Origin of the sequence: Fibrobacter sp. UWB2 (genome assembly GCF_002210425.1) — a bacterium.
In the GTDB taxonomy this organism is placed as follows: Bacteria; Fibrobacterota; Fibrobacteria; order Fibrobacterales; family Fibrobacteraceae; genus Fibrobacter; species Fibrobacter elongatus.
Genome location: NZ_MWQK01000006.1, coordinates 204,195 through 218,508, shown reverse-complemented (window position 1 = coordinate 218,508; position 14,314 = coordinate 204,195). Strand labels below are relative to the sequence as shown.

Annotated in this window: 13 protein-coding genes; 6 read left to right on the top strand and 7 right to left on the bottom strand. The window is 46.8% G+C overall.

Annotated elements, in window-relative coordinates:
* Positions 1-45: 45 nt before the first annotated feature.
* Both B7982_RS13060 and B7982_RS13055 read right to left on the bottom strand, forming a co-directional pair.
* Positions 46-963, bottom strand: coding sequence for a Gfo/Idh/MocA family protein (locus B7982_RS13060; protein ID WP_088661128.1), 918 nt, complete (start codon positions 961-963; stop codon positions 46-48).
* Positions 964-970: 7 nt separating this feature from the next.
* Positions 971-1,840: a sensor domain-containing diguanylate cyclase gene (locus B7982_RS13055; protein ID WP_088661127.1), complete on the bottom strand. Its 870-nt coding sequence runs from the start codon at positions 1,838-1,840 to the stop codon at positions 971-973.
* Between the two features lie 144 nt (positions 1,841-1,984).
* Between B7982_RS13055 and ybaK the strand changes: the two genes are divergently transcribed.
* Together ybaK and B7982_RS13045 are read left to right on the top strand one after the other, a co-directional pair.
* Entirely contained in the window at positions 1,985-2,488 is a 504-nt protein-coding gene (ybaK, locus tag B7982_RS13050; RefSeq protein ID WP_014546744.1) for a Cys-tRNA(Pro) deacylase, read from the top strand.
* 20 nt (positions 2,489-2,508) lie between these two features.
* On the top strand, positions 2,509-3,537 hold the full coding sequence (locus B7982_RS13045) for a glycoside hydrolase family 16 protein (protein ID WP_233138555.1): 1,029 nt from the start codon (positions 2,509-2,511) through the stop codon (positions 3,535-3,537).
* Here B7982_RS13045 and B7982_RS13040 read toward each other — a convergent pair.
* Complete coding sequence (locus tag B7982_RS13040) at positions 3,530-4,207, bottom strand: 4'-phosphopantetheinyl transferase superfamily protein (protein WP_233138554.1); 678 nt, start codon at positions 4,205-4,207, stop codon at positions 3,530-3,532. The two genes, B7982_RS13045 and B7982_RS13040, sit on opposite strands and share 8 nt — an antisense overlap.
* Before the next feature lie 84 nt (positions 4,208-4,291).
* On the opposite strand from B7982_RS13040, the gene rd reads away from it, so the two are divergent.
* Together rd and B7982_RS13030 are read left to right on the top strand one after the other, a co-directional pair.
* Positions 4,292-4,453, top strand: coding sequence for a rubredoxin (gene rd, locus B7982_RS13035; RefSeq protein ID WP_014546741.1), 162 nt, complete (start codon positions 4,292-4,294; stop codon positions 4,451-4,453).
* Positions 4,454-4,562: 109 nt separating this feature from the next.
* Positions 4,563-7,265 carry a TIGR02171 family protein gene (locus B7982_RS13030; RefSeq protein ID WP_088661126.1) on the top strand — a complete coding sequence of 901 codons (2,703 nt, stop codon included), beginning with the start codon at positions 4,563-4,565 and terminating at the stop codon, positions 7,263-7,265.
* A gap of 39 nt (positions 7,266-7,304) precedes the next feature.
* Here the strand turns inward: B7982_RS13030 and B7982_RS13025 are convergent, their stop codons facing one another.
* From B7982_RS13025 to B7982_RS13015, 3 genes are all read right to left on the bottom strand, one after another.
* A complete protein-coding gene (locus B7982_RS13025; protein WP_088661125.1) occupies positions 7,305-8,453 on the bottom strand; it encodes a GGDEF domain-containing protein in 1,149 nt (382 codons plus the stop codon).
* Between the two features lie 108 nt (positions 8,454-8,561).
* Positions 8,562-10,499, bottom strand: coding sequence for a threonine--tRNA ligase (gene thrS, locus B7982_RS13020; RefSeq protein WP_088661175.1), 1,938 nt, complete (start codon positions 10,497-10,499; stop codon positions 8,562-8,564).
* 313 nt (positions 10,500-10,812) lie between these two features.
* Positions 10,813-11,727, bottom strand: a complete 915-nt coding sequence (locus tag B7982_RS13015) for a DUF5655 domain-containing protein (protein ID WP_088661124.1) — start codon at positions 11,725-11,727, stop codon at positions 10,813-10,815.
* A 516-nt stretch (positions 11,728-12,243) separates the two neighbouring features.
* On the opposite strand from B7982_RS13015, the gene B7982_RS14950 reads away from it, so the two are divergent.
* Positions 12,244-12,417 carry a hypothetical protein gene (locus B7982_RS14950; RefSeq protein WP_158213015.1) on the top strand — a complete coding sequence of 58 codons (174 nt, stop codon included), beginning with the start codon at positions 12,244-12,246 and terminating at the stop codon, positions 12,415-12,417.
* 14 nt (positions 12,418-12,431) lie between these two features.
* A complete protein-coding gene (locus B7982_RS13010; RefSeq protein WP_158213014.1) occupies positions 12,432-13,919 on the top strand; it encodes an RNA-binding domain-containing protein in 1,488 nt (495 codons plus the stop codon).
* Here the strand turns inward: B7982_RS13010 and B7982_RS13005 are convergent.
* Complete coding sequence (locus tag B7982_RS13005) at positions 13,900-14,304, bottom strand: GNAT family N-acetyltransferase (protein WP_088661122.1); 405 nt, start codon at positions 14,302-14,304, stop codon at positions 13,900-13,902. The genes B7982_RS13010 and B7982_RS13005 overlap by 20 nt on opposite strands.
* Positions 14,305-14,314 lie beyond the last annotated feature (10 nt).

Below are 14,314 nucleotides of genomic sequence, written 5' to 3'. Positions count from 1 at the left end.
GCGATGAAAGTCGCGGACTTTTTTAGTGACGAATAATTGTTTCGTTTAGGATGACGCTGTAGAAATTGTCGCAAGCTTGACGGCGTTCGCGGCGCTTTGCGCGGCTCGCCTACCCCATTCAGAACAGGCTCCCGCCATTAGTTTCAAAAAGAACTTGTGTTCATTTTCGAGCGAATCCGAGACATGGATGACTTCGCCATTTTCGTCATGCGGTGCAAGGCTCACCGAGTAATCGCAAGCCGGGCCACCATCGCCCCCGAACTCCACAGAAATTGTCCGCACATCGATATCGCTATTGCGGTCTACAATAAAGTCAAGTTCAGCACCAGCATGAGAGCCCTTCGCAATGCTTATTTGCATTTGCGCACGGTCTTCATTTTTTGAAATCGTGAACTTTTCCACTTTCAAATTTTCATAGCGGAACATCGAAAGGCAAAGGCTCAAGTCATGCACCAACAAATCGAGTGCCACGTTCACATCGCGGCAACGCGCAGAATACTTGTGCTCGCGGCGGAATTCCAAACGGAACGACGAACCCGCGGCATTCCCGGCGGCACCGAGTTCAGCCATAAAATGTTTGCGGAAATTCAAGAACACCGAATTAAAACATTCCGACTGAGCCACAAATAAAATCACATTATTGCGGATAGCCAAATCCACCAATTCTTGCGCTTGCGCACCAAGCGTTGCAAGCGGTTTTTCTACAAATACGGAGATTCCACGTTCCAAACAAAGCTTTGCATACTCGTAATGCGTTGTCGCAGGAGATGCAATCACGGCAAAATCAACCTTATCTTTAGAAACAAATTCATCAACGAGCGAAGCGCGCACATTCCCTGCGCAATCTAAATCTTCTAAATCAAAAATTTTTAAAAACTGTACATCGGAATACTCAAAAAACTTGCGATGACGTTCGCCCATAGTGCCATTGCCAAACAGCACAGCCTTGTAATCTCTTCTCATGGAATTTCTACTCTTTCGGTTCAGAGTACTTTGTACTCTTTTCCATGTACATTCGCTTATCCGCAATTTCCATAGCCTGCATAAAGTTGAGCGATGGCGACGGAATTTCGCAAGAACCCAAAGAAACGCAAATCGGCTTGCCCTTCAAAAGCAACGCACGAGAAACTTCATTCATGTTATCGATATATTTTTTGCATTCATCTTGCGTCGTATTCGGGAGCACAAGGAAGAACTCGTCACCACCCACGCGAAACATCATTGTTTTTTCCGGGAGCACCACGCGGAACAGCGATGCCGTCAGGCGAATCAGTTCATCACCGATGGCATGTCCGTACGTATCGTTCGTTTTCTTTAAACCGTCGCAGTCCGCAGAAATCACGCACATCGGGCACATCTCTGGCTTTACAGGACTCGAAACCCACTCTTCGAAATAATTACGGTTGTACAAGCCCGTGAGCATGTCGGTGTGGGCATACTTTTCGAGTTTCTTTTCAAGCAAAATTTTTTCTGTAACGTTATTGATAAGCCCTACAATACCAATAATATTGCCATCATCGTCACGAACTGGATTTTTTATCAGTTCCAAGAACTCAGTCACGCCATCCTGATTGATTTCAATGACGTACTGCGTCCCCTTACCTGTACGGAGAATTTCGCGATCCTGTTCCATCGCGAGTTTCGCATTTTCCTTATCCTTGCGGATTTCCAGGTCGGTCTTGCCAGCAATATCCCACGAAGGATCCTCGGCACCTTGAAGGTGGCGCCAGTAATGCGTCGAAAAAACGTAGCGGCATTCGGTGTCCTTGAAGAAAATATTCGATGGAATCTCTTTCAAGATTTTCTTGAACAAGTCATAGTCAATCTTCATTACGTCCATAGAAAACTCCTTCTCCACCAAAACACCATACAACTACACTTTTTTAATTTAGCTTTCACTTACAACTATTGCAACCGGTACCCTCAAAGATTTATATTTGAAATTGGAATATTCAAGGGGTTTAAACCCGCTTTTGAGGAATTTATGGACATCAAAAAGACTAATGCCGCCCGCATTTTGGACAGGCAGAAGATTCAATACGAACTAATCCCATACAAGGTTGATGAAAACGACCTTGGCGCACAACACGTGGCCGACAGCCTGGGCGAAGATATCAACCAGGTTTTCAAGACGATTCTCGTGCATGGAGACAAGATTGGTTACCTTATTTGCGTTGTTCCAGGCAATCTCGAAGTGGACTTGAAGGGCGCCGCCAAAGTAAGTGGCAACAAGAAAATCGACACCGTCCCGCTCAAGGATTTGACTCCGCTGACGGGTTACATTCGTGGCGGTTGCAGCCCGCTCGGACTCAAAAAGAACTACCCCATTTTCATTCACGAGACAGCGATGCAGTTCCCGTACATTTACGTGAGCGCAGGCGAACGTGGTTTGCAGTTGAAAGTGGCGCCAGCGGACTTGGTTAAGGCAACGCGAGCCACAGTTGGCGTGATTGCACGTGTCCACCCGGAAGATCCAGACGCAAAGTAAAAAAGTAAGGGGTTGGTTTTATGGTATATAAGCTCATCGCCGCAGTGGGAATCGTCGCTTTGGCCGCTTGTTCCGATGATGCGTCACCCAGTTTCGCGGGACCCGCCGAATGTTCCGCGGATTCCTCCTCTTCTGTCATTCCCGCTGAAACGAGTTCGTCCTTTGTCATTCCCGCCTCGAGCGGGAATCTCCTTTCGAGCTCTAGCGAAAGCGTAATTGAAAGCTCCGCGGCATCCTCGAGCAGCATGACAATTGAATCTTCCAGCAGTGCCGAAACAGCATCTTCTAGCAGCGCCGAAACAACTTCTTCAAGCAGCGAAGAACCCGCCGCAGAATACTTCTGGAACGACGAATTCGACAGTGAATCCATAGACTTAAACAAATGGACTTTCGAAATCGGAACGGGCGCAGGCGGCTGGGGCAATAACGAATGGGAATACTACACAGACCGCAAGGAAAACGCCTACGTCAAGGACGGAGTCTTGCACATTCGTGCCCAGAAAGAAGACTACGAAGGTCAAAAGTACACCTCCGCCCGCATGCTCACCAAAGGCAAATTTTCGTTCAAGTACGGCACCGTAGAAGCGCGCATTGCACTCCCAACCGGCAAGGGAATCTGGCCTGCATTCTGGATGCTCGGCGAAAACTTCGACACAGTCGGATGGCCCGCCTGCGGCGAAATAGACATCATCGAAGCGGTCAATACAGAAAACAAAATCTACGGCACAAACCACTGGGCAAACGGCGCCAAATACGCGACCTATGGCAACAACACCGGCAATTACCGCAACCAGAAATTCGACCTCGACATCACGCAGTTCCACACGTACAAATTCACGTGGGACGAGAAATACATTCGCATGTTCGTCGATGACTTCATGTACCACGAAATTCTAATCGAAGGCAACGAAGGCGATACCGAGGAATTCCACAAGCCGTTTTTCTTCTTGCTGAATGTCGCCGTGGCAGGCAACTGGCCCGGCTTTGAAGTAGACGATTCACAGTTCCCGAACGAAATGCTCGTCGATTATATTAGAGTTATCAAGTAAACTGCACTTGCTTTATTTCGGACGGTGCAATAAAGCCGTCGTTTTTGATGCAATACGCATAGCGGTAGCCATCGTGCAAGTCGATTTCCCGGAATGAATATTCCGGGCGCTTGCCTTCGTGAAACAGAGTCACATTCTCGAGTTCGTCCATGTGTAGCGCAAACATATCCGGCATGAGCGAGAGGCCGCGCCCCGTCACTTTCATATAACATTCCTTGAGCGTCCACAATCTGTAAAATGCCTCGGACTGCGCTTCGAGCGTTTCGAAATGCTTGATCCATGCGGATTCCTCGGGCTTGAAAAAACGCTCAGCAAGCCTGCCGCGGTCGCCCTTGATAATTTCCACATCGCAGCCGACTTCAAATGGCGAAATCACGCACATCACGCGTTCGCCCGAATGTGACAAGTTAAAATGCACTTCCGGGAAATCCGCCAGATACGGCTTGCCATTTTCGCCATACGCAATATGATTGTCCGCGCCTTCAAACCCAGCATCGCGACATGCCATCTGGAGCAAAAGTCCAACGCCAAGCGATTGCATTTTCCCTTTAGGGAACTTAAACGACATTGCCTTTTTTTGGCGATATTCGGGAACCTGCCCCAAAAAACGCTCAAAAACAGGCGTTTCTTTCAACGCAGAAATATCGGCAATATATACTCGGGTCGTCACAAACACAAAAAAAATATAAAAATCTGACTTTCTACCATTTATTTATATAGTTTAAAAAGAGCACAATTAAGCAAGGAGAATTTTATGGCAAAATACAAGTGCGATGCATGCGGCTACATTTACGACCCCGCTGTAGGCGATCCGGATAACGGCATTGCGCCGGGCACAGCCTTTGAAGATTTACCGGACGATTGGACCTGCCCCATTTGCGGTGTCGGCAAGGACATGTTCGTCAAGGAAGAATAAAATCCGCTAAGTTTCTTTTTTACGCCGGGTACAAGCACTACCCGGCATTTTTTTTGGCTGACCAAATTTTATATTTTGTCCCATAGCCTTAAAAGGATTTTGATTGACTATGAAATGGCCAGCACTAATCGTTTGCGCAGGGGTTTTAATCGGTTGTTCCGACAGCGGAACATCGTCTGCCGAGTCTATACACATTTCCATTGAAAACGACAAAGAACACAATGGGATGATACTGATAAGCACCCAAAACTCAACGGTTAGATTAGGCGCAAAACTGAAGGCCAATTTCGCTTACGACTTTTCGATTGACAAGCACGAAGTCACATGCGGTGATTTTGCAAAGCTCGTCAAGAATCACAAATGCGAAAACGCAGAACTCCCTGTAACAAACATCACCTTTTTTGACGCCGTCCTTTTCGCCAACGCAAAAAGCAAAAGCGAAAAACTCGACACCGCTTACAGCTACACCTCGGCAACATTTGATTCCGACGGTCATTGCACAGAGCTCGCCGGTTACGAATTCCATGCCGACCGCGATGCTTACAGGATCCCCACCGAAGCAGAATGGACGCTAGTCGCTTCAAACAATTGGGAACCGCACAAAAGCTGGAACGCGGACAATTCCGACTACAAGTTGCACAAGCCCTGCACCGCCGATTCTACAGCCGACATTTGCGACCTTGCCGGAAACGCCATGGAATGGGTCAACGACTGGATGGGCGCATTTCGCGATACGACAATTACCAACTACGTGGGCGCTCCCGATGGAGGCAACATCGGTGAACGAGTCGTAAAGGGTGGCAGCTACCGCAACGAGCCCGCCGCCATGACGCTTGACAACCGCGGAGACGTTTATACCGTCACCTCATCGACCAAGGCAAACTACGTCGGATTCAGACTCGCCTTCGGCAAAATTCCAGATGCCGTATGGATGAACGCCAAGGGCATCGCCATTGCATCGCCAATCAATGTTCTTACGACATCGGCAGAATTAAGAAAATCGACAAAGACCTATCATAACAAACTCGTTTTCCGCAATGACGAAACCGGCAACATTGCAATAATCAACTTCACGAACGGCACGCCGACCGTCTCTGAAATCGTAGACACCATCGACTCTTACCACCCCACCCTTTCGCCTGATGGAAGATTTGTTGCATTTTCAACAAAGTACGAGGGCATTTCGGGAACATCCGAGCTTTACGTTCGTCGCCTTGATTCCACAGAACTCAAATACAAACTAGATGTTGAGAGTGCGGCAATCCCGCGCTGGCGTGTACACGAAGGCGACACCGAAATCGTTTACGTCACAAGCGCCGACAACAATTCCGACAAGGCAAAATGGGAAAACGCATCTACATGGAGCGTCAAATTTGCAGATGGTAAATTCGAAACGCCCAAGAAGCTCTTTGACGGAACATTCAACGGCGGCATCAGCGCGGATGGCAAGCTCGCCGTTTCGGGCGCAAGGCTCCTCCGCACAAACGTAAACGGCAAAAATCAAACGTGGTACAACGAAGAACAGGCCTGCAACGCATCACTTTCTGAATTGACAAAGCAGACACTATTCCTGGACTTTGGCGGAAAAACCGGAAAAGAATTTTCGGGCGCAAAATACAACACGCACGAACAAATGCTAATCGCCGACAGCACGGGCAAACTCGTCAAGATGATTCCGGCGCCCAAAGGCTACACGTTTGACCACACGGAATGGGTCCACAACAGCGAGAACCTCGCCGTAGCAACACTTACAGACATTGATGGCGCCCACCCCAAAATCGTCCTCGTCAATACAAACGATTCAAGCGTCACAGAAATCGCAAGCGGAGCGGAACTATGGCACCCCGATTTTTGGATTGGCAAGCTCCAGAATTTTGAAACAAAACTAAACGTCGATAGCGCCGGCATGTACGAGCTCAACTGCCCCTACACAGGCGACATGAGCACAACCATGAGCCGCTACGACATGGAATTACTTTACAAACACCGCGACTCTATCAACGTTCTCGTTTCGGGTTCTTCAAGACCCTGGGCCGGATTCAATCCCATCATTTTAAACAAGAACAAGGAGATATTCTCCATCAACATGTCTAACGCGGCCGTAGACTTGTCTGTCGCCAAGAAATTACTGTTCCAGTACGGAGTCAATCTCTTGCCAAAACTGAAAGTCGTTGCCGTTTCCATCGATATTGACATCCTGTTCTGGCGCCACTTCGAAATGCCAAGCTTCTGGAAATTGATTTTCGAACACTCCACGGGATTCATCTACGACGCCAATCACAATTTCTGGGCAGACGGCTATCCGGAAGGCTTGTACGAACTGACTCGTGATTCCTACGGCGAAAACAGCGATATCAGAGAAACGGAACAGACAATGCTTGGCCATGTCGAAGACTCTGGCGATGGTTGGCAAGGCAGCCCCATTTACGTTGACTCCACGTACATGGACGGAATCACCAAAGACCCCTCCGACATGCTCCTCGAAGAAGTCGAAGACTTTATCCAGGAAGCCGAAAGCAAGAATCTATACCTCATCGGCATCATCTTCCCGCAATCCCCCGATTATAGAAGTACAGGAGCATTCGGGCGCTATGGTCTCCGTCGCTCGATTGCCAAGAAGATGATTGAAAAAATCCAGAAGTTCCAGGATAAATACAAACACTTCATACTGATGGACGAGAACAAGATGGGCGACCACGACTACACAGACGAAATGGCATTGAACTGCGACCATCTTGCAGATAAAGGTGCAGAACAATTAACAAATCGTCTAGATTCGCTCATCAAGACTCTAAAAATTGACTGGAAATAAATTTAAAGCCGGCGCTAGAAATCCTAGAGCCGGCATTTTTTATCGACCGCGGCGGCGATCGTGATGCGTCAAGGCATAGTATGCGCGTTTATCGTCGTACATAAGCTTGTCTATTTTTTTCAATATTTTATCGACATTGCTCTTTTCTAAATCAAAGACCCCCACGCCAATCGAAGCGGATAGTTTGTACTTCTTTTTATGGGTTTCGTTGAATTCTTCCAGATTTTTCTTGATTTGCAACTTGCATTTTTCAGCAGCATCCTCGTCGCCGTTATTCAAGATTATCACAAATTCATCGCCCGCATAACGGACCACAGTTCCTTTAGCTCCAACCGTTTTTTCCAAGACTTCCGCCAGCGAAACCAATGCGTCATCGCCCTGCGAATGGCCAAAGTTATCGTTGATGCTCTTGAAATCATTCATGTCGAGCATCATCATCGTGATTTTCCTTTTGCGTTTCAGCTCTCCAGAAACTTTATCCAGGTAATAACGATTATAAAGCCCCGTCAGCTTATCAATAAAAATATTCTCGTTCTGCAAGGCAAGCATCAAACTCGTATAGCCGACGGCGATGCCCACCCAAATCGTAGAGATGCCGTAATAGAACATCTGCAAGCAGACGCAAATAAATATAGGACACACAAAATGTAAAACTGGGAAAAACTTGACACCACCGCTCTTGTAGCGGCTGATTAAATAAATGACAACGCCATCCGCCATAAGAATCACCTCTAACAGGTTCTTCAGCATGAACAGCGGACCGCGGGTATACACATTCCTTTCGTTGATGTCAAAGATAATCGGATTGAAAAAATTCACGACCATCAAAACTGTAATCGCACCGCAAACACACAGCATAAAAATTCGCTGGAATTTGGACACAGCTCCATTGATGTGCAAAGATATCAGCATCACCCAAAGGGGACCAATCGCCATGTTGGACAAAAAGAGGATATTGTTCGAAACATAAGCCAGCGCCTTCACGCCAGGCCCCGTAAGACCGTCAACGGAAAAAGTAATTGCATCGGCAATGCAAGCCGTAATCACAAGAATGATGATGCCGAGCAAAACCTTGTCTTCGTTATTCTTTTTTTGCAGCTTCCAAGCGCCACTGAAAATAGCACCGAGAATCAAGAAGATTCCCAGCATATCAGCGACATAAACTTCACGCAAATAGATTTCGTGCATAAGCTCCCCTAAAGGCTTGTGTTAGTAATTTACAATATTTTTCGAGAAAACGCAAAAAACGCAGGCTCACGAGGAACCTGCGCTTAAATATTTGCGAGAATCGCGCGATTAGCGGACGACCTTGCGGTCTTCTGCAGTCATATCGAGGAAGGCCTGGACAGTCATGCTGCCCTTGTCGCCGTCCTTACGCTTACGCACAGACACGACACCATCAGCAACTTCCTTCTCACCGACGATCAGGAGGTAAGGCACCTTCTGCAATTCGCACTGGCGGATCTTGTAGCCGAGCTTTTCGTTGGATTCGTCGACTTCCACGCGGACGCCGGCATTCACGAGTTCCTTCTCGACTTTCTTTGCGTAGTCAACGAACTTTTCAGAAATCGGGAGCACGCGGGCCTGAACCGGAGCGAGCCACAGCGGGAAATCGCCCATGAATTCTTCGATAAGAATACCGAGGAAGCGTTCGATGGAACCGACTGCTGCGCGGTGCAACATCACCGGAATGTGCTTCTGGTTGTCCTTACCGACATATTCAGCACCAAGGCGCTGCGGGAGGTTGAAGTCCACCTGGATGGTACCGCACTGCCAGTCACGTCCGAGGGAGTCCTTCAGCGTGAATTCGAGCTTCGGGCCGTAGAAGGCACCTTCACCCGGGTTCAAAATGTAGTCGAGGCCAGCGAGCTTCGTTGCTTCGGCGAGGGCGGCTTCAGCCTTGTCCCAAATTTCGTCGGAACCCACGCGCTTTTCCGGACGGGTGGAGAACTTCACGACGATTTCGTCGAATCCGAAGTCGTGGTAGATTTCCTTCACGAGGGCGCAGAAGTCGGCCACTTCGCTTGCAATCTGGTCTTCGGTACAGAAGATGTGGGCGTCGTCCTGCACAAAGCCGCGCACGCGCATCAGGCCGTGCATGGTACCGGCAGGTTCGTAACGGTGGCACTTACCGAATTCGGCAAGACGCATCGGAAGGTCACGCCAGCTGCGGAGACCCGTATTGAAAATCTGGATGTGGCAGGGGCAGTTCATCGGCTTCACGGCCATTTCCACGTCGCCAGCGAGCGTCTTGAACATGTTCTCGTTGTACTTGTCGGCGTGGCCGGACTTGATCCACAAAGTCTTGTTCACGATTTCCGGCGTGATCACTTCGAGGTAGCCACGACGGTCAATCTTACCACGGATGTAGTCCTTAAGGGCGTTCACCATCTTGGTGCCCTTCGGGTGCCAGAACACCATGCCCGGAGAATGGTCTTCAATGTGGTAGAGGTCCATTTCCTTACCAATCTTGCGGTGGTCGCGCTTTTCGGCTTCTTCGAGGAACTTCAAATAAGTTTCAAGACCATCCTTGTCAGCAAAGCAGGTACCGTACACACGGGTCAGCTGGTCGCTGTTCTGGTCGCCATGCCAGTATGCACCGGACATGGAAAGCACCTTGAAATTCTTGAGCTTGCCAGTAGAAGGCACATGAGGACCGGCACAGAGGTCTTCAAAGTTCTTGCCCGGTTCGCCAGTCACGTAGAAGCTGAGCGTGCCGTCGCTGCCTTCGCGGGCGAGTGCGCGCTGAGCGTTATCGGTCTTGTACTTGTCGCCTTCAGTGCGCTTCAGGCCATCTTCGGCGCTGACTTCGCAACGCACGAACGGACGGTCTTCCTTGATGATTTCCTTCATGCGCTTTTCGATGCGCTCGAAATCCGACTGCTGGATCGGGGTCGGTGTCATCAAATCGTAGTAGAAACCCTTGTCGATAGCCGGACCGTAAGCGAGCTTAGTGCCCGGGAACAAGTCGCAGATAGCTTCGGCGAGCACGTGGCTGCAGCTGTGGCGGAGGAGCATCAAAGCATCCGGATCGTCGTTGCTCGGGGTGATGATCTTGATCGCGCCGCTTTCTGTGAGCGGGCGCTTGAGGTCGAGGACCTTGTCACCGAGCTTAACGCCGAGAGCCTTGCGTGCGAGACCTTCAGAAATGCTCTTTGCGATTTCGAGGCCGGTTGTGCCCGATGCTACGGAACGTACGGAGCCATCGGGGAAAGTGAGTTCGATTTGAGACATAATAATTTCCTTTTTCATGGGCGGTTCTCGCCCGGTTCCCCAGAAATACGACATCTGGCGGTGCGCGGTAAGATAGAAAAAGACTATAAGTGTGGCTAGTGGTTGGTGATTAGTGGTTAGGAAATGTAATCGGAAATTGACCCGAAAAACGTCATTGCGAGGAATGAAATGACGAAGCAATCCATACAAAAAGGGTGGGGAAAGCCTTCCCCTCGCTCGCACTACGTTGCTCGCTACCCTTTCTAGCGGGGACACCCCGCAACGCCCGATTAAATCGCATAAATATCAATTTTCAATCAACTCAAAGGCAATGTCATTCATTCAGATTATATGATTGTCTAATTAAACTCACCACATATTCAATATCGGCGTCCGAATTTAGAGCGATTTCATAATCGCCATTTCCCCAATGTCCAATGTCAGCAACATTCCTAGCAATTTTTTTGCTGTCTTCTAATTTCCCTTTTTTCACATTCAACCAAATTTTTATTTGATTTTTTTGAATGTTTATGTCGCAAAAATTAGTTTTTCTGATAAATGCTATATAGAACTTTGTGGCTTTGATTGAAATGTCATCTCCAATATTTAAAATCATACGCTTAACTTTGTCGTATAGCTCCTGCATTTCCAAAGAACCGGCCTCTTTTCGATTGCTTTCTGTGTAAATTTTTATTTCTTTGTTAACAGCTTTAACTTTTTCATTTGTTTTTGAAATAGTCGTTATTGACTCTGAAGACTGTTTAGCAAGTATTTGCGTGAATGTAATCGTATTATTGGCGTATTTCTTTATTTCATACAACTCTATTGGAAGATCATTAAAACCAATAGCTTCTCGCTGATAAGAGGTAAAAGATGGTGCTACGAAAATAACCTTAGATTGAGACCAATCAACATCGTTTCTCTTTAAATTTTCACCAGTAGTTTCATTGTACTCTAATATAAGGTCAGATTTGTGGTTTAACATAACGGAAAGATACGCGTAACCCTGATCTATTACGCTAAAATTTTTATCGCGCTTGTATTCAACAATTACGAAGGACTGGTTGTTTTTGTCAAAACCTAGAGAATCAAATCTGAACTTTTCAATAGAAAATTCCGTTTTGATGAATTTACAACCTAATAATTCCTCCATGTTTTTTTCGCATAATGATTGAATGTCTTTTTCTAATCTAAAAGAGGATTCTTTGATACGCTTTAAGTTATTATTTTCAAGATGAAATAACGGCATACAGTACTCCTACAGTTTGCATAAATATACTTCTTTTTTATAGTCTAGCGAATGCAATATGCATAAATACCATTTTTTGACTCAATGTTTTATTATTTCGAATCAAAAGATGAATAAACGAATATATTAAAGGAAATGAGCTTTTATCTCCTTGACGCTGACAACCTATTTGTGTATATTGTAGCCGATATTCGATAATCCTCGTGACAGTCGACATAGACCTTCGGGTCCGTACGTGCATTCGCGGCGGGGCCCATCAACCTTCTTGATGGTTCTGTTGGATAGCTGGTAGGAACACGACCTACTCGAGTTCACTCGAAAGAGTGGCAAGTAACGCCGGGGAAAGCCCCCGCCAACAGGATTGCAAGATTATCCCATTCCGCGCAAGGCGTGGAAAATCTCAATACATAACAAATAAGCAAGGGCATGTTGTGCGCTGTTTTTTAGCATAATCGCAACGGCCTGTCAAAATGTCGCCCAATGGCGACGTTCAACTAAAATTTATAAGGAATAATCATGTTCGATGAAATTTTCGGAAAATTCAACGGAGGCCCGAATCGCGGTGCTAACAATGCAATCGGGGATTTTGCCAAGGTACTAGAAGAAAAAGATGCCGAAATCAAACGGCTTAAGGAACTGATTCTGCGTTGCCCTAAATGCGGCGCTAAACTACGCTATCCGAGAGGATGAAAGGGGGTGCCGATATGGATGAAAAAGAATTGAGAAAAATCATTCGTCAGGGCGAAAGCTTGACGGTCGAATTCAAGAGGGCAAAGACTGCATTGCCCGACAATCTTTTTGAATCTGTTGCGGCATTCTTAAACCGCAATGGGGGGCATATTGTCCTTGGTGTTACAGACGACAAAAAAATTGAGGGCGTTGCCCCCAATTGCGTCGAAAAACTTTGCAAGCAAATAGCGAATTTAAGCAACAATCCTGAAAAATTGGATCCTCAGAACTTGATAGACCCGCAAGTTGTTGATTACAAAGACAAAAAATTGATCTACTTCTTTGTTCCCGCCAGTTCGCAGGTCCACAAGACCGGCAAGAAGGTTTTTGACCGTAGCGTCGATGGCGATTTTGTGGTAAAGACGCAGAGCGCAATTAGTGCAATGTATTTGCGCAAAAGCAACAGCTATACGGAAAATACCGTTTATCCGGGGCTTCGCGAAATTGATATTAAACGCGGAATGCTTAAGAAGGCCAAGGATTTGATTCGTTCCATCAGGTCCAATCACCCGTGGCTCAAGTTGAACAAGGAAGATTTTTTCAAAGCGGCTGGTTTGATTCGCTATGATTCTACCATTGGAAAGTCGGGTTATACACTTGCTGCACTTATGCTGTTCGGCACGGACGAAGCGATTTCGAGTTATTTGCCATATTATAAAATTGAAGCAATAGTCCGCAAACAAGACCTGATGCGTTACGATGATCGCTTGACTGTTACATGCAACTTGATTGATGGTTACGAATTATTGAACGGGTTTATCGAAAAGCATCTCCCAGACAAATTCTATTTGGATGGGAAAACAAGACTCTCTTTGCGTGACAAGATTTTTAGAGAAGTGATTGCGAATATGCTGATTCATCGTGAATACATGAATCCGATTCCAACAACGCTCGTTATTTATAAAGATAAGCTTGTGACGAATAACGCGAATAAGCCCTTTGCGTACGAGAAAATAGCATCTCAACTTTGTTCTTATCCTAAGAATCCGCATATTGCCACAATGTTTGCACAGATGGGGTTTGCGGAATACCTTGGTACGGGTATCCGTAAAATTAGTGACTTGTGCGAAATTTATTCTGGGTTAAAACCCAAATTTGTGGATAATGATATTTTTATAGCGGAGATTCCGTTGACAGATCATGTGCCAGAAGGAGAAAAGAGTGGCGGATTAAATGTCCCTGTAAATGACACATTAAACGGCACATTAAACGGCACATTAAATGGCACATTAATCAAGAATATAAAAGAATCGCTTAACGCATCTCAATCAAAGGTCTTTGATTTTATTATGAGAAATCCTGGCTGTATGGGAAAGGAAATCACAGGAGCCCTTGACATGCCAAGAGATACCTTCAATAAAATCATTCGCTCTTTGTTTGAAAAGAAGATTATTGAACGTCGTGGTTCTAAAAAGACTGGCGGCTATTGGGTGAAAAAGACCCCTATGTCCACAAACTCGTAATAAACATTGCACTTGCATCATCCGCCTTCTTGAAACCGCAATGCTCATAGAAGGCGAGTTCTTCGTTGTAGGCGACCACGACTACGCGCAGGTAGTTCTTGTAGATTTCCTTGACACGTTCCACGAGTTCCTTGCCGATGCTTTGGCCCTGGTATTCGGGGCGCACGAGCAGGTAATGCACGTAGGCGTTCATGATGCCGTCGTCCATAGCGCAAATCATGCCGACGAGCGTTTCGCCATCCCAAGCCGAAATGACGGTCTTGAAATTCTTCATCGCGACCACGAGCTTATCGGGGAAATGTCCCGAGGACCATTCGACGGAGAGGAAAAGGTCTTTTAAGTCTTGTTCTGAGAAGTCGTGAGTGTTTTTATAAGTAATGCTCATATTTTTTCTC

Coding starts and splice junctions, on each gene's coding strand:
- B7982_RS13060 (WP_088661128.1), bottom strand. CDS start 963: ATGAGAAGAGATTACAAGGCTGTGCTGTTTGGCAATGGCACTATGGGC.
- B7982_RS13055 (WP_088661127.1), bottom strand. CDS start 1,840: ATGGACGTAATGAAGATTGACTATGACTTGTTCAAGAAAATCTTGAAA.
- ybaK (WP_014546744.1), top strand. CDS start 1,985: ATGGACATCAAAAAGACTAATGCCGCCCGCATTTTGGACAGGCAGAAG.
- B7982_RS13045 (WP_233138555.1), top strand. CDS start 2,509: ATGGTATATAAGCTCATCGCCGCAGTGGGAATCGTCGCTTTGGCCGCT.
- rd (WP_014546741.1), top strand. CDS start 4,292: ATGGCAAAATACAAGTGCGATGCATGCGGCTACATTTACGACCCCGCT.
- B7982_RS13030 (WP_088661126.1), top strand. CDS start 4,563: ATGAAATGGCCAGCACTAATCGTTTGCGCAGGGGTTTTAATCGGTTGT.
- B7982_RS13025 (WP_088661125.1), bottom strand. CDS start 8,453: ATGCACGAAATCTATTTGCGTGAAGTTTATGTCGCTGATATGCTGGGA.
- thrS (WP_088661175.1), bottom strand. CDS start 10,499: ATGTCTCAAATCGAACTCACTTTCCCCGATGGCTCCGTACGTTCCGTA.
- B7982_RS13015 (WP_088661124.1), bottom strand. CDS start 11,727: ATGCCGTTATTTCATCTTGAAAATAATAACTTAAAGCGTATCAAAGAA.
- B7982_RS14950 (WP_158213015.1), top strand. CDS start 12,244: ATGTTCGATGAAATTTTCGGAAAATTCAACGGAGGCCCGAATCGCGGT.
- B7982_RS13010 (WP_158213014.1), top strand. CDS start 12,432: ATGGATGAAAAAGAATTGAGAAAAATCATTCGTCAGGGCGAAAGCTTG.
- B7982_RS13005 (WP_088661122.1), bottom strand. CDS start 14,304: ATGAGCATTACTTATAAAAACACTCACGACTTCTCAGAACAAGACTTA.